The organism is Kytococcus sedentarius (assembly GCF_041937525.1).
Classification (GTDB): domain Bacteria; phylum Actinomycetota; class Actinomycetes; order Actinomycetales; family Dermatophilaceae; genus Kytococcus; species Kytococcus sedentarius_A.
Map to the genome: position 1 here is coordinate 260,174 of NZ_CP169391.1, position 18,959 is coordinate 279,132.

Below are 18,959 nucleotides of genomic sequence, written 5' to 3' on the forward strand. Positions count from 1 at the left end.
CCCGCCACGAGCACGGTGCGATGATGTCGCAATGACCTGGGCGCCCGACTCCGACCACGGCACCACGCGTCGGCAGTCCCGCTCCGGGGGGCGCCGCGCGGGGGCGATCGTCCTGTTGGTCGGTGCCCTGGCACTGGTGCTGGCCGTGCTGCTGTCCAACCTCATCACGGCCCCCTACGTGGTGTTCAAGCCGGGCCACGCCTACGACGTGCTCTCCGAGGCCGGCCCCGGTGACGCTCCGATGATCAGCATCGACGGGCACGAGACCCACCCCACCGACGGGGCGCTGCGCATGACCACCATCTCCATGTACGGCGGTCCCGGGCACGAGGTGAGCTGGTGGGACCTCGCCGGATCCTGGCTGGGTGGCGACGACGAGATCCTGCCGCGCCGTGTGGTCTTCCCCGAGGAGGTCACCGAGCAGGAGGTCGAGGACGTCAGCACCGCGCAGATGGTGGGTTCCCAGTCGGGGGCTGCGACGGTGGCGCTGCGCGCGGCAGGCATCGAGGTCGCCGAGGAGGTCGTGGTGGCCCAGGTGATGCCCGATGCCCCCGCCGAGGGTGTGCTGGAGGTGGAGGACGTGATCCTCACCGTCGACGGGGTGAAGGCGACCGCGTTGGAGGCCGTGCAGCAGGCCATCCAGTCTGTCGAGCCGGGCGATGAGGTGAGCATGCGGGTGGAGCGCGGCGGCTCGGCCAAGACGGTCAAGGTGCCGACCACCGAGCTGGAGGGGCGCACCGTGGTGGGGGTGGGACTGGCCACGATGGCCGAGAGCGACGTGGACGTGGCGGTGCACGCCGGTGCGATCGGTGGACCCTCGGCCGGGATGATGCTGGCGCTGGGCATCTACGACAAGCTCACCCCGGGGCCGTTGACCGGGGGTGAGGACATTGCCGGCACGGGCACCATCAGTACCGACGGGCGGGTGGGGCCCATCGACGGCATCCCGCAGAAGATGGACGGGGCCAGGGAGGCCGGGGCCACCTGGTTCCTCGCGCCGGACGACAACTGCGAGCAGGTGCTGGGCAACGTGCCCGATGGCATGACCCACGTGGCCGTCACGGACTTTCCCGAGGCGCTCGCCGCTGTGGAGGCGATTGCTGCCGGTGACACCGATGACCTGGAGACCTGCGAGGACGTCACCGCCGGTCGCTGAGTTCGCGGCCCTCGCCGTGGGGCGTGGGACGTTGGTCGTGGGGTGACGGCTCATGGCGCTTCACCTGGGCAGTCGGGCTCCCTGGGCTCTATCGGGCCATCTGGCCTTCGGGCAGGCTGCGCCGGGGAGTTGTCGGAAGGGCTGCCTGTCGGGTCGGGTGTGTGCTTGGTGTGTTTCCAGGGTTCGCCGGGGCGTCGCCAGGTGAAGCGGATGGTGGCGCGTCCTTCTGCGTCTGTGGTGATGGTGTGTTTGAGGCGGGGGTCGTCCATTTGGCGGTGGTGTCTGCCGCACAGGGGTATGCCGTTGGAGAGGTCGGTTTTGCCTCCTCCGGGGTGTAGGAGGGTGCCGTCGGGTGCGTAGACCGGTCGCCAGGGGTCGGCGTGGTGGATCTCGCACCACGCCAGGGGCCGGTCACAGTCCTCCTCCGCGCAGGAGTCGTATGTGGTGGCCAGGGCTGCTTTTTGGGATTCGGTGAAGGATCGTCGTTTGCGACCCAAGTCCAGTGGGACGCTGGCGCCGTTCATGACGATCGGGATCAGGGCTGCGTTGCTGGCCAGCCGGCGGACCTGTGCGGCGGAGACGTCATCGCCGGTGTCGGTGACTCCGACCCGGTCGGTCTCACCACGGAGGGTCTCCAGGTCGGTGGTGACCAGCAGGATGGTGTTGATCTTGGGGTGCAGGTGGTCGGTGGGCAGGTGGTCGATCAGCTCGGCCAGTGCCTGCCCGCGCTGCTGGTCACGCAGCTCCCGATCGAACCGGACATCACCCGTCCACGCAGAACCGGTCGCCGTGTTGCCGCTGCCCGCCGTGCTGTTGGCGTTGGTGTGGCGGCGGGGGCTCGTCATGGAGTCCAGGGCCTTCTTGAGCATCTGGGCCTGCAGGGCCGGCAGGGTGAACTGGCCGAACCAGGTGCCGTCGTGGTTGTCGCGCATCCACAGGCGGGTGGCGTCCCAGGCGGCTCGTTCCTCGTTGCCGACGAGCTCGTTGTGATGCGCATCGACCTCCTCTGCGGGGAGGTTGAGGGCTTCGAGGGCGCGCTTGGCGGCCTTCCCCAGGCGGGTGGGGTTCATCTGCTGCGCCTTGGCGACCAGATCGAGCTCGACCGTGTGCCGCTGCTCAGCGCTCAAGTGGTCAGGCAGGTCGTCCAGTGCCCGGGTGATGATCAACGCGTGATCCCGCGTGATCAGCCCGGCGTCCCACGCAGCCGCCGTCGGCGTCTGCACCGCACCGTGGGGGCCACCGCTGGTGGGGCTGCCGCCGCTGTGGCTGCCGTCGGGGGAACCGTCCAGCAGTCCCGAGCCGCCTGTCGAGCCCGCACTGTCGCTGCCGGCACCACTGCCGGGGCTCGGTGGGGGTGTGGGTGTGTGGTTGCCCAGGGCCTTGGCCAGGTCAGCATCCCTGCCGGCCTGGGCACGTCGTGTCCGGGTGCGTCCGGCGGTGAACTGGGCATCGCTTTCGTGGTGTGCGTTCCCCACCTCGCGGGTGGCCCGGACGACGTCCAGGGCGCGGACGCGGAGTCGGTCGTGCTTGTTGCTCAGCGTCTGGACCTGCTGCAGGAGTCGTTCGAGGTAGGCAGTGTCGAGTTCCTCGGGGTGCTCACCCAGGCGTGCCATGGCGGCCATCAGCTCAGTGGTTGCCGCGTCGGCCTGGGCCAGGGCCGCGTCCATCGCCTCCCGCGGTCCCAGCTCCGGGACGTCGTCAAGGGTCGTCGTGCCGTCAGGCCCTACATGCCGGGCGACCGCGCCACCCGCGGCAACGCCGCCCTTGGCCGCAGACACTCCCGGCGCAGCGGGCGCCGCGCGGAGTCCGTCGAACAGGTCTTCCATCGCGCGCCCCCTTCCCCGGGTCGAATGCGTTAGATCTGAGTCAGGTCCCTGCCTGACCGACTACCCCCACCCTAGTACAAACGATCGCACACCGCAATCCCCAACTAGAACATGTGGACGAGCGCCCGCGGCTCGGGAGCTCACCCCATCGACCTGTGGACAACCCACCCATCACGGCGAGACAACCCACCCGGGGCGAGCCCACACGCCCCGGCTCACCCCTCCAGGGTCGCCGCGAGCGCCTCCTGCAGGTCGGTCCCCACTGCAGGCCCCACGGCCACGGCGTCGTCGCTGTCGTGGGCGGCCAAGCGCACCAGCGTGAACCGCTCCCCATCGCGCGTGGCAACCACCAGCAGCCGCACGGGCTCCACCTCCTGATCCGCGCCGGCAAAGCCAGAGTCAGGGCCAACGCCCGCGCCGCCCGCAACGCCCCCGCCGCCCCCGGCCCCCGGCGCCGCCCGCAGCCGCTCCACCGCCAGCGCACACCCGGTCACCGACCGCGGCCACGCCAGCTGCCCCAGGTACTCGGCGAGGTCCACCCCCTCCGGCAGCTCCTGCTCGATCGACGAGTACCGCCCCGCCCCGGAGAGCGCCTCCGCCAGCGACGGTTCCGCCGCCACCAGGTCCGCCGTCGGCACCAGTGCGAACACACGCTCGCGCTGCGCCCACCCGCCGGCGGCCACGTGCTGTTCGGTCTCCTGGGCCACCTGCAGCAGGTCGGCCGGGGGAAGGTCGGGGGTGCTGGGGGTCGCGTCGTCAGTCACCCGCACAGTCTGGCGCATCCGCCCGCATCGATGCGGGGGCCGTGCCCTACGCTGGGCACCCGCATCCCCCTGTGAGACGAAGGACGGCTCTCGATGGCGTCACCCCTGCCCCGCCCGCGCACCGGAGCCGGGAGGATCGCGCTGGTCGTGGCTGGCCTGATGGTGCTCACCGTCGCGGTGACCGCCCTGTCCACCGTGTGGACGGACGTGCTCTGGTACCGCTCGGTGGACCACCAGGGGGTGTACCTGCGGGTGATCCTGTGGTCGGTGGCGTTGTTCGCCCTCGGCTTCGCCCTCACCTGGGCGCTGGTCGGTGCCGCCCTGTGGGGGGCCTACCGTTCCCGCCCCAAGCGTGACCCCCGCATGGCTGCCTTCGACCCGCTCGAGAAGTACCGCGAGCAGGCGGCCGGGTCGCGCCGGCTCGTGTTGTGGGGCGTGCCCACCATCGCCGCCCTGTTCATGGGTCTGGCCCTGTCCAGCGCCTGGCGTCCCGCGATGCTGTGGTGGAACCGCCAGCCGTTCGGCGAGGTGGACCCCCAGTTCGGCCACGACGTCGGCTTCTACGTCTTCACCGTCCCCTTCCTGTCCATCCTGGTGGACCTCCTGCTCGCCATCCTCGTGGTGGCGCTGATGGGGAGCCTCGCCATCCACTACCTGTCCGGCGCCGTCTCGGTGCGGCCCCTGCACGGTGGTCGCCACGTCACCCGTTCCGCCGCGTGGCAGATCGGTGGCCTCGCCGCGGCCGCGCTGCTGGTCAAGGCCCTGGACTTCCTGGTGCAGCGCTGGGAGATGACCACGGTGATGGGGCCGCGCACCGCGGGCCCCGGGTACACGGACGTGCACGCCCGCATCCCGATGCTGGCGATCCTGGCGGTGACGACCGTGGTGGTGGCCGTCGTGGTCCTCTGGGCGGCGCGGGAGCGCACCTGGAAGCTGCCCGTGGCCAGCGTGGCCCTGCTGGTGGCCAGCTCGCTCGTCGGCCTGGGCGTCTACCCAGCCGTCCTGCAGCGCTTCTTCGTGATCCCCTCCGAGGCCTCGCGGGAGGCCCCGTACATCCAGCGCGGCATCGAGGCCACGCGTGCGGCCTACGGGGTGGAGGACGTGGAGGTCATCCCGTACGACGCCCGCACCGCCGCCACCCCCAACGTGCTGGCGGAGGACCGCGAGTCCATCCCGGGCATCCGTCTCATGGACCCCTCGGTCATCAGCTCCACGGTCAAGCAGCTGCAGGGCATCCGCAACTACTACCAGTTCCCGGACACCCTCGATGTGGACCGTTACGAGGTGGACGGCACCACCCAGGAGCACGTGGTGGCCGTGCGTGAGCTCGACCTGGACGGCATCTCGGATTCGCAGCGCAACTGGGTGAACGATCACACCGTGTACACGCACGGCTTCGGCATGGTGGCTGCGGACTCCTCGGCCAAGTCCTCGCAGGGTGAGCCGGTCTTCACCGAGCGCAACATCCCGCCCACCCAGAACCTGGGGCCGGGGGATTACGAGCCGCGCGTGTACTTCGGTGAGTTCTCCCCGGTGTACTCGGTGGTGGGTGCGCCCGAGGACGCTGAGCCCCGGGAGCTGGACCGCCCGGACGGGTCGGAGACCGGTCAGGCCAACACCACCTACCGCGGGTCCGGTGGCGTGCCGGTGGGCAACTGGCTCAACCGGGCGGCGTACGCCATCAAGTACCGCGAGGGGAACTTCCTCCTGGCCGACGCGTTCAACAGCGAGTCCCGCCTGCTGGACCACCGCACGCCGCGCGAGCGGGTGGAGCGGGTGGCGCCCTGGTTGACCCTCGATGGGGATGCACTCCCCTCGGTGGTGGACGGCCGCATCGTGTGGATCGTGGACGGGTACACGACGTCGTCGCGCTACCCCTACTCGGAGACGACCAACCTGGAGCAGGCGACGGCGGACGGCACCACCGCATCGAGCACGAACGTGGCCAACGCGAGCGGGCGGGTGAACTACCTGCGCAACTCGGTGAAGGCAACGGTGGACGCGTATGACGGGTCGGTGACCCTGTACGCGTGGGACGAGCAGGACCCCATGCTGAAGGCGTGGCGCCAGGCCTTCCCGGACTCGGTGAAGCCGCGGTCGGAGATCAGCGCCGAGCTGATGAGTCACCTGCGCTACCCGCAGGACCTGTTCAAGGCGCAGCGTGAGGTGCTGCAGCGCTACCACGTCACGAGCGCGTCGGCCTTCTTCGGTGGCCAGGACTTCTGGAAGGTGCCGGCGGACCCCACGCAGGACAACCAGCAGGTGCTGCAGCCGCCGTACTACCTGGGCGTGCAGATGCCGGGTCAGGAGGAGCCGCGCTTCTCCCTCACCAGCACGTTCAAGCCGGTGGGTGAGCGTGAGGTCCTCTCGGGCTTCCTCTCGGTGGACGCCGATGCGGGGGCCGATGCGGGGGTGCCCCGTGACGGGTACGGCGACCTGCGCATGCTGGAGCTCCCGCGGGAGACGACCGTGCCGGGTCCCGGTCAGGTGCAGAACGACCTGGAGTCGTCGAACATCTCCTCGGCGGACTTCTCGCAGACGTTGTCGCAGTTCCTGTCGCTGAACCAGCAGCGTGGCTCGGACGTGCAGTTCGGCAACCAGTTGACCTTGCCGGTGGGTGGCGGCGTGCTCTACGTGGAGCCCATCTACGTGCAGTCCACCTCCGACTCGAGCTACCCGCTGCTCCGCCTGGTGGTGGTCGCCTTCGGCAACGACCTCGCGTGGGGTGACACGCTGGACTCGGCTCTCTCGCAGCTGTTCTCCGATGAGGAGGGCGGCGATGGGGGCGGCTCCGGCGAGGGCGACGGCTCCGGCGAGGGCGACGGTGAGGGTGACGGCTCGGGTGACGGGTCCGGTGACGGCGAGGGCGACGGCGGCCAGCCCGGCACGCCCGACGAGGCCGCGCTGACCGCTGCGCTCGAGGACGCTCGGACGGCCATGGAGGCTGCGGACCGCGCGCTGCAGGAGGGCGACTTCGCCGCCTACGGGGAGGCGCAGGCGGAGCTGCGTGACGCCATCCGTCGGGCCACCGAGGCCTCGCCGGAGGGCGGAAGCGCCAACTTGGGCCCCGAGGGCGATGAGGGTGCGGACGCGCCCGAGGGTGGCGAGCAGCCCGTGGAGCCCGAGCAGCCCGAGCAGCCGGAGGAGGCTCCCGCCGAGTGAGTGAACGCCCGGTGGCCGGGAGGTGGCCGATTTGCGTCCTGGGAGAACGGGTCGTAGAGTAGGCAACCGCCAACGCGGGGTGGAGCAGTTCGGTAGCTCGCCGGGCTCATAACCCGGAGGTCGCAGGTTCAAATCCTGCCCCCGCTACCACATGCGTTGAGGGCCAACGGCTCTCAAACGTAGGAGAGGCCCGGAACCATCAGGTTCCGGGCCTCTTTGCATGCCGTGGGGGCAGTGACCATCCGGGCAGCCGGTCCGGTTCTCAGCGCCAGCCTCGTGCGCGTCCCGTCCGCCCGGTCTCGCCTCGCTACTCTGTCGCGCATGAACTCACGAGGGGCCCGGCCGGTCGTGTTGTTGCTCTCCCTCGGGCTTCTCGTCACGGGGTGCACCGGCCCTCAGGGGTCCCCCGGGGCGGACGACACCACGGGTGTCGACTCGAGCGACGGCCTGGACCCGCAACCCGACTTCAACCAGCCCCTCGACGACGACGTGACGGCTGAGCAGCTCCAGTCCCTCATCGATGAGCGGCGCATCCCGGTGGCTCCCACCCACGGTGGCGCGTTCGAGACCATGACCAACGCCCTCACCCTGCAGCCGAGGCACGACGTGATGCTGTTCGGTGACTCGATGACCCAGCAGGGTGTGGACCCCCAGGTGCTGGGGGAGCTCCTCTCGGAGCAGGTGGGGCGCGAGGTCACCGTGTTCAACGCCGCGAGCAGCCGAGCCCGATGGGGGGTGAACACCTTGGTGGCGCGCTACGCCGCCTCCCTCGACAAGCTGCCCGACGTGGCTGTGCTGGTGGTCTCGACCCGCGCGGCGGAGAACGACTCGTTCTACTCCGGCGAGGTGCAGCACAGCCCGTTCTCGCACGTGGTGGAGGGGTGTGACCGTCCCGCGAAGGGCACCTGGACCGAGGCCGATGCGGAGACCTGCCGCCGCGATGTCGAGGACCTGCGCTTCCGGTATCGCGACGGAGGTGGCCAGGTGCAGTGGGCACTGGACGGCAACCCCCTGCAGCAGACCCTCAACTTCCGCCAGGCTCGTACGTGCTGTCGAACGGCCAGATCACGCACCCGGGGATCTCGGCGGACGCCGCGCGTGCCGCCTCCCAGGAGCGGGGTGAGAAGGGCTTCCCGGGTTTCCCGCACACGCAGGACGCGGCGGTGGAGCAGTTCACCGCGTTGGTGGACTTCCTGGAGTCCGAGGGGGTGACCGTCCTCACCACCGAGATCCCGTACCCGCCGGTGCACCAGGACACCCTGGAGGAGCTGGGCCGTGACTACGACGCGCGTCGACAGAGGGTTGCCGCGAGCCTGGCCGAGGCGGCGGACGCGGAGCACTTCCCGGTGGATCGGTTCGGAGCGTGGTGGGGGGACGGCTCCAGCCGTGACGCCATCCACCTGGCCCCGGAGGGCGCCAAGGACTTCTCCCGCCAGCTGGTGGAGGACGTGCCGGGCTTCTCCGATGCGGTGGGCGCCGGCCTGGACTGAGCCCGCACCTCGGCTACCCCCCCGGCGGCTCCACACAGGGGCAGCCGGGGGCACGACCATGCCGTGGACCGGCTACCGTAGGGGGGAACCGTTGCGGTTCACCCTGCCTGCATGCGATCACCGAGGAGATCCACGTGTCCGTTGAGTCCGCCCAGAACACCACCGTCCCCGCGGCGACGACCGGCCGCCGCCGCGTCGTGATCGTTGGTTCCGGCTTCGGTGGGATCTCCGCCGCCAAGGCACTGGCCGACGCCAACGTCGAGATCACCCTGGTGAGCAAGACGGACAGCTTCCTGTTCGTGCCGATGCTGTACCAGGTGGCCACCGGCATGATCTCCGAGCAGGAGATCGCCCCCACCATCGGTGAGGTGCTCAGCGGCCAGGACAACGTCCGTGTCGTGCAGGCCGAGGTCACCGACGTGGACGTGGACGGCAAGGCCGTCATCGCCACCGCGGACGGCCAGGAGTCCCGCTACGAGTACGACGAGGTCATCCTCGCCGCGGGCGCTGGCCAGTCCTACTTCGGCAACGACCACTTCGCCGAGTTCGCGCCCGGCATGAAGACCGTCGAGGACGCCCTCTACCTGCGCTCCCTGATCTTCGACTCCTTCGACCGCGCCGAGGCCGCTGCCGCCGCCGGCCGTATGGAGGATGCCCGCAAGGCCCTGACCTTCGTGGTCGTCGGCGCCGGCCCCACCGGTCTGGAGCTCGTCGGCCAGCTGGCCGAGATCTGCCACCGCACGCTGGTGGATTCCTACCAGCACATCGACACCACGCAGGCCCGCATCCTGCTGGTCGAGGGCCTGGGCCAGGTCATGCCGCCGTTCTCCGAGGAGCTCGGCCGCTCCGCGCAGCGCCAGCTGGAGGAGCTCGGCGTGGAGGTGCGCCTCAACAGCATGGCCACCGACGTCGATGCGGAGTCCATCACCCTGACCGTGAAGGGCCAGGAGCCCGAGCGCATCGAGGCCGACACCAAGATCTGGGCCGCCGGCGTGCAGGCCGCGGACATCGGCAAGATCGTGGCCGACAAGGCCGGCGCCGAGGCCGACCGCGCGGGCCGCATCACCGTCCAGGACGACCTGACGCTGCCGGGCCACCCGGAGATCTTCTTCGTCGGCGACATGGTGGCCAAGGTGCCCGGTGTGGCGCAGAACGCCATGCAGACCGGTACGCACGCCGGTGAGACCATCGCCCGTCGCACCGTGGGCCTGGACAGCACCGAGCCGTACCAGTACCACGACAAGGGCTCCTTCGCGATCATCGCCCGCGGCAGGGGGGTGGGCTACATCGGCGCGGACAAGAAGTTCGAGCTCACCCGCACCCCGGCGTGGCTGATGTGGCTGGGCATCCACCTGTTCTACCTGCCGGGTCTGCGCAACCGTGCGGTCGCGCTGAAGTCCTGGGTGGCCGACGCCACCGGGGCCGGCTCCTCGAAGGAGCTGGAGCAGGTCCGCGACGTCGACGCCCCGGACATGCGCCAGGTGGAGCGCGGCCAGGCCTGAGCCGCCGCGGTCCCCGACCGCCGTTGACGACGCCCCCCGCATCGACTCGATGCGGGGGGCGTCGACGTAGGGTGACGCCATGCCCTTGGACCTCCCCCTCGTCGAGCGTTCCCTGCCCAACGGACTGAGGGTGGTGGTGCAGCCCGACCACACGGCGCCGGTGGTGGCCGTCAACCTGTGGGTCCGCGTCGGCAGCGGCCACGAGGCGCCGGGCCACACCGGGTTCGCCCACCTCTTCGAGCACCTGATGTTCCAGGGCTCGGCGAACGTGGCCACCGGGGAGCACTTCTCGCGGTTGATGGCGGTGGGCGGCTCGGCGAACGCCACCACCTCCCTGGACCGCACCAACTACTTCGAGACCCTGCCCTCCGGCGCCCTGGACCTGGCGCTGTGGCTGGAGTCCGACCGCCACCTGCTGCTGCGCGAGGCCCTGGACCAGGGCACCCTCGACAACCAGCGCTCGGTGGTGGTGGAGGAGAAGCGCCAGCGCTACGACAACCAGCCGTACGGCAGTGCCTTCCACCGCATCCAGGCGGCGCTCTTCCCGGCCGGGCACCCGTACCACCACCCGACGATCGGCTCCATGGACGACCTCGCGGCGGCCTCATTGGCCGATGCGCACGCCTTCCACGCCCTTCACTACCGCCCGGACACCACAGTGCTCACCCTGGTGGGCGACGTGGAGCCGGAACACGGCCTGGAGCGGGTGGACCACTGGTTCGGCCAGTGGCAGGCCCCCGCCGAACCGGTCGAGACGCCGCCGATGGCGCCCCTGGGTCCCCTCACCGGTGACGGCCCGCGCTTCACGACGGTGCCCGATGCGGTGCCCTCCCCGCGCGTACACGTCGCCTTCCGTGCGCCGGCCGAGGAACACCCCGACCACCTGCCGCTGTCGCTGGCGATGGACGTGGTGGCCGGGTTGGCCTCCTCGCGGCTGGCGCAGCGCCTGTTGCGTCGGGAGGAGAGCGTCCACGGCGTGCAGGGGCACGTGATGGGCTCGGCGGCCGGCGTGTCGCCGGGGCTGGTGGTGGCCGATGTGGCCGACGGTCACGACCCGCGCCGGGTCGCCCTGGACGTGGTGGAGGAGCTCGGACGGGTCGCGACCGATGGGGTGAGCGCGGACGACATCGCGACCGTCCTGGCCGACACCGAGCGGTCCTGGCTGTCCTCGCTGGCCCACCACGACAACCGGGCTGACGTGTTGGGGCACTTCGCCACCCTGCGCGGTGGTGCCGAGCGGGCGTGGCACTGGCTGGACGAGCTGCAGGCCGTGACGGCCGAGGACGTCCAGCGCGCCGCCGAGACCTGGTGGCAGCCCGGCGCCTTCGAGGTGCTCACCTTTCAACCGCAGGAGGCCGTGTGATGTCGCAGACCGACCGTTCGCAGACCAGCCTCGCCAGCCCCGCCGGCGCCGCCCAGCCCCCCGCGGCCGACCGGTCGCAGGCGCCCGCCGTGGAGCAGCCGCGGGCCTGGGCCTACCCGCAGTCCGCCCAGCTCGACCTGGCCGGTGCCGACGGGGTGCGCGTGTTCGACCTGCCCGGCCAGAAGGTCGTCAGCGTCGAGGTGGCCGTGCCCATGCCGTGGGCGGCCGAGCCGCGCGAGATCGAGGGGGTGGGCGTGATCGTGGCCGCCACCCTGGAGGAGGGCACGGGCTCCAAGGACGCCGACCAGGTGGCCCGGGCCTTCGAGCGCCTCGGGGTGGACTTCTCGGTCATCTCCTCGGAGTTCGGGCTGCTGGTGGGCCTCGAGGCCACGCCGGACCGTCTGGCCCAGGGCCTGCGGTTGCTGGCGGAGGTGCTCGCGGAGCCGGCCTTCCCCGAGGCCGCGGTGGCCCGGGAGGTGCGGGGGAGGCTGTTCGACATCGCCCAGGAGCTGAACTCCCCGGCCAGCCGCGCCGCGCGTGAGTTCGCCACGCTGCTGCACGGCGCCGACGCGCGAGAGGGCCGTCCGGGTGCCGGCAGTGCCGAGACCGTGCAGGCCGTGACGGTCGATGCGGTGCGCGCCCACCACCGCGCTTGGGTGCGCCCGGCGCGCGCCCAGGTGGTGGTCGCCGGTGACCTGGCGGGTCAGGGTTCGCAGGAGGTGGCCGCGATGGTGCAGCGCGAGCTCGTGAACCCGTGGTCCGAGCAGGTGGCCCAGTGGCCCGAGGAGGCTGCGGAGGCTGCTGCGGACCCCGCCGAGGTGCCCGGTCGTGAGCCCGGTGCGGCAGGTGCGGCGCCGGCGGGCGACGACGCCGTCGGTCGCGACGGCGCCGGCCGTGGCGACGGCGCCCCCATCGAGACGGCGGGGGAGGAGGCCCAGCCCCCGCTGGAGGTGCTGACGGTCGACCGTCCCGGCGCCGCGCAGACCGAGGTGCGCTTGGGCTGGCTCGGGCCGACGCGCCACGCCGAGGGTGGCTTCGCCCCGTACGCGCCCCTGGCGGTGCACGTGGGCGCGTCCCCGGCATCCCTGCTCGATGCGGTGCTCCGGGAGGAGAAGGGGTGGACCTACGGCATGCGTGCGGGCTTCCGTCCGCGCTCGCGGGTGGGGGAGTTCACCGTCTCGGGGAGCTTCACCACCGAGTCCACGGCGGAGGCGGTGGGCGAGATGGTGCGTCTGCTGCGGAGCGTGGACGACGGAATCGAGGAGAAGGCCGCCACCGAGGCGCGGGACTACGCGCTCTTGATGGCGCCGATGCGGTATGCCACTGCGCAGGTGGTCGCGCACGAGGCCGCGGTGCTGGCGCTGGACGGGCTCACACCGGAGTACACGACGCGCACCTTGGCCGAGTTGGCCGAGCTGGACGCTGCCGCGATGGTGGACGCCTGGCGCCGCTGGAGCGGTGGCCGCTGGGTCATGGTGCTGGTGGGTGACGCCTCGGTGTGGGCCGAGGGCCTGGCTGGCCTGTCGGACCACCAGACACTCGTGGAGGCGTGACGGCTCCGGGGCAGCCGTGGGGCCGCCCGGCTTTCACTGACGAGACCGAGATCGGGGGCGCCGACGCTGTCCCCGAGAAGACCACGGGCAGCGAGACCCGGGACGACGCGGAGTTCTGAACCACGCGGACCGCGTGAGCATCACTGCCGCCCTGCGACGCCCATGACCCAGGCGGAGCTCGGCGGGCCGGTTGGCCGCCCGACGCGCACAGCAAGCGGCCCCTGCCGGAGCGCGGCTCCGGCAGCGGCCGCTGTGACCCGCGTCGCGGCGGAGTGGGTGATCAGGGGCAGCCGATGGGCGGCACGGTCAGCTCGAAGTCCGTGAAGAAGACGCGCTGTGCGCGGTCCTCCTTCGGGTCGTAGCCGCGGTCGTGGTTGGCGTACTCGACGGTGAACTCCGTGATCTGCTCGCCGTGCAGCTTCAGGTTGTTGTCACCGGAGTCGTTATCGGTTGCGCCGGTTACCTTGGGCCGGTAGAAGCCCGAACGCGTCACCTCGAGGGTGTCTTGGGGGGTCGCAACGAGGTTGCTGCCCGGGCGGACCGCGTCACGGAAGTCGTCCGGGTTCCAGTCGATGTCCGTGATCTGGAAGTCCAGGGTGGTCAGGGTGCGGTCGAAGGTGAAGGTGACCGTCTGGTAACCGTTAAGCCTGCGGTGCCCAAAGTCGTTCTGGTGGAGGATGAGGCCGGGCTCCCCAGTACCGCCGATGTCGAATGTGCTCAACTTCAGCTGGTCGTCGGTGGTTCGCTCACCGTTCGGCCTCATGTTCTCGAACTTGGCGCGGATGTCCAGTTGCATGGTCGAGCCGTCCGACAGCGGGATCGTGTAGTAACCCTCATAGGGGGAGACCCGCACGTAGTTTGCAGACTCCCAGTCGACGGTCACCGGGGTGGGCTCGCACGGGTCGGGGCTCGAGGCCGTGACGGGAGCGGCGGTGGCCAGGGCGATGGCGGGGGTCGTCCAGGCCGCGCCCCTCAGGACGTTTCGGCGCGTGGTGGTATTGCTGGTCATGAGATCTCCTCGGGAAACACTGAGGCACACGGGGCTGGGCCTTTCGAGACGGTAGCGAAGGTCCCCTCAGGGCCACCATCCCGCATGGCGTGACGAAGGTCTCAGGTACGGGTGGTTCTGATGCACGATGTCGGACCCCCTGTTTCGCAGTGCTTTTCGCTGAGCGTTGCACGTGTGATTTATCTCACGCCTCGTCACTCGCCGTGCGGCTGCGGAAGACCCGGCCGGCTAACTCCCGGCGTCCTCGCCGCCGCGGGCGCGCAGCAGCCGCCGCAGCGAGTCCAGCCGCTGCGCCCCGCCGGGGCCGGCGTGCCCCGCGGCAACCCAGCCGTCCAGTCCGCAGTCGTCCACGCCCTCGTGGGGGCAGCCGCGGGGGCACTCCTCGGTGCCCGGCGCCAGGTCGGGGAACAACCCCACCAGCGCCTCGGGGTCCACGTGCGCCAGCCCGAACGACCGGATGCCGGGGGTGTCCACCACCCAGCCACCGTCGGGCAGCTCCAGGGCCACCGCGGAGGTGCTCGTGTGCCGCCCGCGGCCGGTGGTGTCGTTCACCCCGCCCACGGCGCGCCCGGCCCCGGGCACCAGCTCGTTCACCAGGGTCGACTTGCCCACGCCCGAGTGCCCCACCAGCACGGTCCACCGGTCGGCCACCAGCTCGTGCACCGCGGCGAGCCCCACGTGCGGGTCCTCCCCGGCGCGCGCGACCACCACCGTGGGCACGTCGAGCGCCGCGTACTGCGCCAGCAGCTCGGCGGGGTCGGCGAGGTCGGCCTTGGTGATCACCAGCACCGGCTCGATGCCGGCCTCCCACGCCGCCACCAGGCAGCGGTCGATGAGGCGCGGCCGCGGCTCCGGGTCGGCCGCGGCGGTCACGATGAGCATGCGCGACACGTTCGCCACCAGCACGCGCTCCACCGGGTCGGTGTCGTCGGCGGTGCGGCGCAGCAGCGTCTCGCGGGCCTCGCGGCGCACGATGCGGGCGAGCGCGTCCGGGTCTCCGGAGACGTCGCCCACCAGCGACACCTGGTCGCCGACGACGATCCCCTTGCGCCCCAGCTCGCGGGCCTTCATGGCCCGCACACGCACCCCATCGACCAGCACGTCGAAGCGCCCCCGGTCGACGGCCAGCACCTGCCCGGTCGCGGCATCGGAGTGCGCCGGCCGCTGCTTGGTGCGTGGCCGGGAGCCGCGCTTGTTGGGCCGGACCTTCGCGTCGGCCTCGGAGTAGGTGGCCAGGTTGCGCGCCATCAGGCGTCCCCCTCCAGCATGGCGCCCCAGAGGCGGTCGAACCCGGGCACGGTCTTGGCGGTGGTGTCGATGTCCTGCACCTCGATGCCGGGCACGCGCAGCCCCAGCAGCGCGCCCGCCATCGCCAGCCGGTGGTCGTGGTAGGTCGCGAACGACCCCCCGTGCAGCGGCCGGGGGGTGATCTCCAGCCCGTCGGGCAGCTCGCGCACCTCGCCCCCCAGGGCGTTGATCTCGGTGGCCAGGGCGGCCAGCCGGTCGGTCTCGTGGCCGCGCAGGTGGCCGATGCCGGTGAGCCGGCTGGGGGAGTCCGCCAGGGCTGCCGTGGCCGCGACCACGGGCGTCAGCTCGCCCGCGGCGGACAGGTCGGCCTCGATGCCGTGGAGCTCGCCGCCGGTGACGCGCAGGCCGGCGTCGGTCAGCTCGCAGCGCGCCCCCATCCGGGTCAGGAGATCGCGGATGGTGTCGCCGGCCTGCGTGGTGGAGCGGGGCCACCCGGGCAGGGTGACGGTGCCGCCGGCCACGGCGGCGGCCGCGGCGAACACGGCCGCACTGGAGAGGTCCGGCTCCACCGTCACCTCGAAGGGGTCGGGGCGCTTGCCCTCCACCCACCAGCTGGTCTCGTCGCGCTGCTCGGCCACGACGCCCACCTGCTGCAGGGCGTGGCAGGTCATGTCGATGTGGGGGCGGCTCGGCACGGTGCCGGTGGCCCGGACCGTCAGGCCGGAGTGCACCGTGCAGCCGGCCAGCAGCAGGGCGCTGACGAACTGGGAGGAGGCACTGGCGTCCACCTCGACGGTGGCGTCGTCGGGGTCGCTGGGGTGCAGGGCGCCGGCCACCAGCAGCGGCAGCACGCTGGACCCGGCGGGGCTGTCGCCGTCGCCGTGGGCACCGGGGCCGGGGCGCGCCGGGCCGCCGACGCCGGCGGTGACGGTCAGGCCCAGGGAGCGCACCGCATCGAGCAGGGGTTCCAGGGGGCGGTGGCCGAGGCGCTCGTCACCGGTGAAGGTGACCGGGCCGTGGGCCAGTGAGGCCAGGGGCACCAGGAAGCGCAGGACGGTGCCGGCCAGGCCGCAGTCGATGGGGTCGGCCGGCGCGTGCCAGCCGTGCGCGGGGGTGACGCGCCAGGCGGCGCCGGTGCTCCCCGCATCGGTCCGGACGTCGTGGCCGAAGGCGCGCAGGGCGCCGGCCATCAGCTGGGTGTCGCGGGCGTCCAGGGGGGAGTGCAGGGTGCTGGGGCCGCTGGCCAGGGCGGCCAGGGTGAGCCAGCGGTTGGTCCAGGACTTGGAGCCCGGGACGTGCACGGTGGCGTGCAGCGGGCCGGTGGTGGTGGGGGCGGGGTACGCCGCGGGGCGCGAGGTGCCACCGGTGTGGTCCTCGCGCCCCGTCGGGTTGCTGCTCATGTGATCGACCTGGTGCTCAGGCGACCTTCTTCTTGGCAGTGTTGTAGGAGTCCTCGACGGCGTCCAGCGCACGGTCGATGAAGGAGTCCTTGCGCTTCTTGGCGGCGAAGACCTTCTTGCCGGCCTTGGCCTGGGAGCCCAGCAGGCCGGTGACGCCCGCGGCCTTGCCGGTGGCCTTGCCCGCGGTGCCGCTCACGGTGGCCTTGGCCTTGAGGGCCTGGTTCTCGGCCTGCAGGCCCACGATGTCCTTCTTCAGGCCAGCGATGGTGCCCAGGTGGTCCGCGCGGTGGCCGGCGGCCTCGGCAGCGTGCTGCGCGCGCCAGGCCAGACCGGGCTTTCCCTTGGTGTCCACCGAGGCGATCAGCAGACCGCCGGCGATGGCCAGGTCCTTGAGGAACTGGATCTGCGTGCCCTGGCGCTCTTCGCCCTCCTGCTCCCAGAAGCGGTTGGCGGTGAGGTTCACGGCGGTGACGTCCGCGGCGAGCGCGAGCGCGCACAGGCGGGGGGCCACGCCGAGGGCCAAGCCGGCACCGGCGACCACGGAGACGTAGCCGTGCACCTTCATGAGGGTGGGGCCGTCAGCGCCCAATCCCACGGGCTCCAGAACCTGGTCGTTGAAGCCCTGGGCAACCTCTGCGCCGTAGTCGGGGCTCTTGATGTGGTTCATGCCGGTGGCGACGAAGATGCCGCCGAGCATCGGGCGGGCGATCATGCGGATGGGGTCCATGCTGTCCTCCTCGGGACGGGTGATGGTCTGCTTCGAGCCTATCGTGCAGGCATCTGGACCGCCGCCGCACGCTGCGTGTAACACGTCACCCGGGGGCTGGGTCGCTCAGCAGTTGCCGACGCCGAACCCGAGGGCCAGTCCAGCCAGACCGCCGAGGGCCAGGCTGCGCGCCGGCAGCGGCTCCGAGGGGGAGGTGGGCAGCGTGGCCGTCTCCAGCGGCACCAGCTCCAGTTCGGTCTTTCCCCCCTCGATCTCCACGGCGCGGTCGGCCGTCGCCTGCATAGCCGCGTTCGCGATCGCCCGGGCGATCGCGCGGGGTGGACGCCTTGGCCGTGATCGTCAGGTTCACGCTGCTCTCGGGGCCGCGGCCGTCAGCCAAGAGGCGATGGTGGTGGGGCTCTCCTCCAGCTGGAGGGCCTCGCGCACCTGCTCGACCACAGGCAGGCTGCTCACCAGCGGCAGGTAGGACTGGGTGCGCTTCTCCGTCAGCAGGGTGGCGGAGAACGACTGCGTGGTGGACTCGCTGTTCGTGCCGTGGACGAAGCCCACGGCGTGCGCGGTGTAGCGGACCGGTTGCAGAGCGGTCCACACGGCGGCGGCAATGAGGCCCAGGGCCAAGCAGGCGAGCAGGGCGTGGGCCTGCCGCCGGGCCGGCCGCATGAGGTCGGTGGTGGTCGACGGGTTCCCTCCTGCGTGTCGTCCGGCCCATTGACTTCGGCACTGCTGTCACGGCGCTGTCACGCGGGTGGGAAGGGTTTTGTCGTGGATGCGGCTCAGCCTACGATGGGGGAGTCAGTGTCCACAGGGGACAGACACCATGCTCTCAGAAGGGGAAAAACCATGACCATCTCGCGCCGCAAGCTCGTCCAGGGCGCCGCCTGGACCGCCCCCGCCATCGCCGTCGCCACCGCCGCCCCGGCCCTGGCCGCCTCGCCGGGCACCCCCATCGTCATCGACGAGGAGGCGGAGGGCAGCTGCAAGTTCCCGGGCGAGAGCCGGGGCCAGAAGGCCTACCGCATCGCCGTCCACTTCACGAATGAGTCCCAGGTCACCGGCACGGTGACCATCGACGATATCGCCGGCCCCGACGGCAAGGAGCTCGAGTGGGCGGGCGACCAGAACCAGGACAGCTACACCATCCCGCCCGGCGGCGACGACGTCGTCTTCTTCCTGCTCTCGGACGACTCGGCCAACATCTCCGTGCAGGTCACCTACAGCGTGACCGTCGACGGCAATGTGTACACGCTCACCGAGACGGTCACCATCCCCGAGTTCCCGCCCTGCGAGAAGGACATCTGGTCGCCCTGGGAGTGAGTCCTGCGCCCCCGCACCGCGGGTGGCTCCCCGTGGTCCCCGCGTCACCCCTGTCTCGGAGGGTGGCGCGGGGACCACGTCGTCGCGGGCGCTGACACTGGGCCCACCGGCCGGCGGGCTCAGTCTCCGGCGGGTCAGGCGGGGGACTGGCGAGACGGTGCGGCGAGCAGCTTGTGCGTCCCGTCGCGGCGTCCCAGCGGGCGATGGCCTCCTGCCCCACCCGCCCCTCCAGGTAGAGGCCCGCCAGGAAGCCGATGAGCGGCCGCTCCGGACCCTCGGCCCGGGCCACCGCGGGGACATCTGCCGCAGGGCCACCTGCTCATGGGCCGCGTCAGCCCCCACGTGCTCGTCGATATACGCCCGCGCCTCCCGGTCCAGCCCCAGCCGGCGGGCCCCGGCGACGTACTGCTGGCAGGGCAGGGAGCTGGTGGTCTCGATCATGGCC

The 18,959-nt window shown here is 71.6% G+C and carries 17 protein-coding genes, 1 tRNA gene and 1 pseudogene; 10 read left to right on the forward strand and 9 right to left on the reverse strand.

Annotated features, from left to right (window positions below):
- The first annotated feature begins 31 nt into the window (after positions 1 to 31).
- Positions 32 to 1,156, forward strand: a complete 1,125-nt coding sequence (locus ACEY2A_RS01280; protein WP_374929080.1) for a PDZ domain-containing protein — start codon at positions 32 to 34, stop codon at positions 1,154 to 1,156.
- 50 nt (positions 1,157 to 1,206) lie between these two features.
- Here ACEY2A_RS01280 and ACEY2A_RS01285 read toward each other — a convergent pair whose 3' ends face one another.
- Positions 1,207 to 2,982: a DUF222 domain-containing protein gene (locus ACEY2A_RS01285; protein WP_374929081.1), complete on the reverse strand. Its 1,776-nt coding sequence runs from the start codon at positions 2,980 to 2,982 to the stop codon at positions 1,207 to 1,209.
- 215 nt (positions 2,983 to 3,197) lie between these two features.
- Positions 3,198 to 3,746: a PPA1309 family protein gene (locus ACEY2A_RS01290; RefSeq protein ID WP_374929082.1), complete on the reverse strand. Its 549-nt coding sequence runs from the start codon at positions 3,744 to 3,746 to the stop codon at positions 3,198 to 3,200.
- A 93-nt stretch (positions 3,747 to 3,839) separates the two neighbouring features.
- Between ACEY2A_RS01290 and ACEY2A_RS01295 the strand changes: the two genes are divergently transcribed.
- The 8 genes from ACEY2A_RS01295 to ACEY2A_RS01330 all read left to right on the forward strand — a co-directional run bounded on the left by ACEY2A_RS01295 (position 3,840) and on the right by ACEY2A_RS01330 (position 12,935).
- The gene (locus ACEY2A_RS01295; RefSeq protein WP_374929083.1) at positions 3,840 to 6,908 is read left to right on the forward strand and encodes a UPF0182 family protein; all 3,069 of its coding nucleotides are present in this window, start codon (positions 3,840 to 3,842) and stop codon (positions 6,906 to 6,908) included.
- Between the two features lie 73 nt (positions 6,909 to 6,981).
- A tRNA-Met gene (locus tag ACEY2A_RS01300) sits at positions 6,982 to 7,058 on the forward strand.
- A gap of 171 nt (positions 7,059 to 7,229) precedes the next feature.
- Positions 7,230 to 8,120 carry a hypothetical protein gene (locus ACEY2A_RS01305; RefSeq protein ID WP_374929084.1) on the forward strand — a complete coding sequence of 297 codons (891 nt, stop codon included), beginning with the start codon at positions 7,230 to 7,232 and terminating at the stop codon, positions 8,118 to 8,120.
- Positions 8,072 to 8,398 carry a hypothetical protein gene (locus ACEY2A_RS01310; protein WP_374929085.1) on the forward strand — a complete coding sequence of 109 codons (327 nt, stop codon included), beginning with the start codon at positions 8,072 to 8,074 and terminating at the stop codon, positions 8,396 to 8,398. The genes ACEY2A_RS01305 and ACEY2A_RS01310 overlap by 49 nt, the downstream gene beginning before the upstream one ends.
- A 134-nt stretch (positions 8,399 to 8,532) precedes the next feature.
- On the forward strand, positions 8,533 to 9,900 hold the full coding sequence (locus ACEY2A_RS01315) for an NAD(P)/FAD-dependent oxidoreductase (RefSeq protein WP_374929086.1): 1,368 nt from the start codon (positions 8,533 to 8,535) through the stop codon (positions 9,898 to 9,900).
- A gap of 79 nt (positions 9,901 to 9,979) precedes the next feature.
- Complete coding sequence (locus tag ACEY2A_RS01320; protein ID WP_374929087.1) at positions 9,980 to 11,263, forward strand: M16 family metallopeptidase; 1,284 nt, start codon at positions 9,980 to 9,982, stop codon at positions 11,261 to 11,263.
- Positions 11,263 to 12,816 carry a M16 family metallopeptidase gene (locus ACEY2A_RS01325; protein WP_374929088.1) on the forward strand — a complete coding sequence of 518 codons (1,554 nt, stop codon included), beginning with the start codon at positions 11,263 to 11,265 and terminating at the stop codon, positions 12,814 to 12,816. The genes ACEY2A_RS01320 and ACEY2A_RS01325 overlap by 1 nt, the downstream gene beginning before the upstream one ends.
- Positions 12,813 to 12,935 (forward strand): hypothetical protein, encoded by a 123-nt coding sequence (locus ACEY2A_RS01330; protein ID WP_015779842.1) that lies wholly within the window; start codon positions 12,813 to 12,815, stop codon positions 12,933 to 12,935. The genes ACEY2A_RS01325 and ACEY2A_RS01330 overlap by 4 nt, the downstream gene beginning before the upstream one ends.
- Before the next feature lie 161 nt (positions 12,936 to 13,096).
- On the opposite strand, the gene ACEY2A_RS01335 is transcribed toward ACEY2A_RS01330, so the two are convergent.
- From ACEY2A_RS01335 to ACEY2A_RS01360, 6 genes are all read right to left on the reverse strand, one after another.
- A complete protein-coding gene (locus ACEY2A_RS01335; RefSeq protein WP_374929089.1) occupies positions 13,097 to 13,825 on the reverse strand; it encodes a hypothetical protein in 729 nt (242 codons plus the stop codon).
- 228 nt (positions 13,826 to 14,053) lie between these two features.
- Positions 14,054 to 15,073 carry a ribosome small subunit-dependent GTPase A gene (rsgA, locus tag ACEY2A_RS01340; RefSeq protein ID WP_374929090.1) on the reverse strand — a complete coding sequence of 340 codons (1,020 nt, stop codon included), beginning with the start codon at positions 15,071 to 15,073 and terminating at the stop codon, positions 14,054 to 14,056.
- Positions 15,073 to 16,473: a 3-phosphoshikimate 1-carboxyvinyltransferase gene (locus ACEY2A_RS01345; RefSeq protein WP_374929091.1), complete on the reverse strand. Its 1,401-nt coding sequence runs from the start codon at positions 16,471 to 16,473 to the stop codon at positions 15,073 to 15,075. Before ACEY2A_RS01345 ends, rsgA begins: the two co-directional genes overlap by 1 nt.
- Positions 16,474 to 16,489: 16 nt before the next feature.
- On the reverse strand, positions 16,490 to 17,200 hold the full coding sequence (locus tag ACEY2A_RS01350) for a DoxX family protein (RefSeq protein WP_374929092.1): 711 nt from the start codon (positions 17,198 to 17,200) through the stop codon (positions 16,490 to 16,492).
- A gap of 105 nt (positions 17,201 to 17,305) precedes the next feature.
- Positions 17,306 to 17,482 carry a hypothetical protein gene (locus ACEY2A_RS01355; RefSeq protein WP_159461832.1) on the reverse strand — a complete coding sequence of 59 codons (177 nt, stop codon included), beginning with the start codon at positions 17,480 to 17,482 and terminating at the stop codon, positions 17,306 to 17,308.
- Between the two features lie 63 nt (positions 17,483 to 17,545).
- Entirely contained in the window at positions 17,546 to 17,860 is a 315-nt protein-coding gene (locus ACEY2A_RS01360) for a hypothetical protein (RefSeq protein WP_374929093.1), read from the reverse strand.
- Between the two features lie 180 nt (positions 17,861 to 18,040).
- Here ACEY2A_RS01360 and ACEY2A_RS01365 point away from each other — a divergent pair, with 180 nt between their 5' ends.
- Positions 18,041 to 18,514 carry a hypothetical protein gene (locus tag ACEY2A_RS01365; protein ID WP_374929094.1) on the forward strand — a complete coding sequence of 158 codons (474 nt, stop codon included), beginning with the start codon at positions 18,041 to 18,043 and terminating at the stop codon, positions 18,512 to 18,514.
- A gap of 354 nt (positions 18,515 to 18,868) precedes the next feature.
- Here the strand turns inward: ACEY2A_RS01365 and ACEY2A_RS01370 are convergent.
- A pseudogene (locus ACEY2A_RS01370) lies at positions 18,869 to 18,955 on the reverse strand (hypothetical protein); the annotation flags it as partial.
- Positions 18,956 to 18,959: the final 4 nt, after the last annotated feature.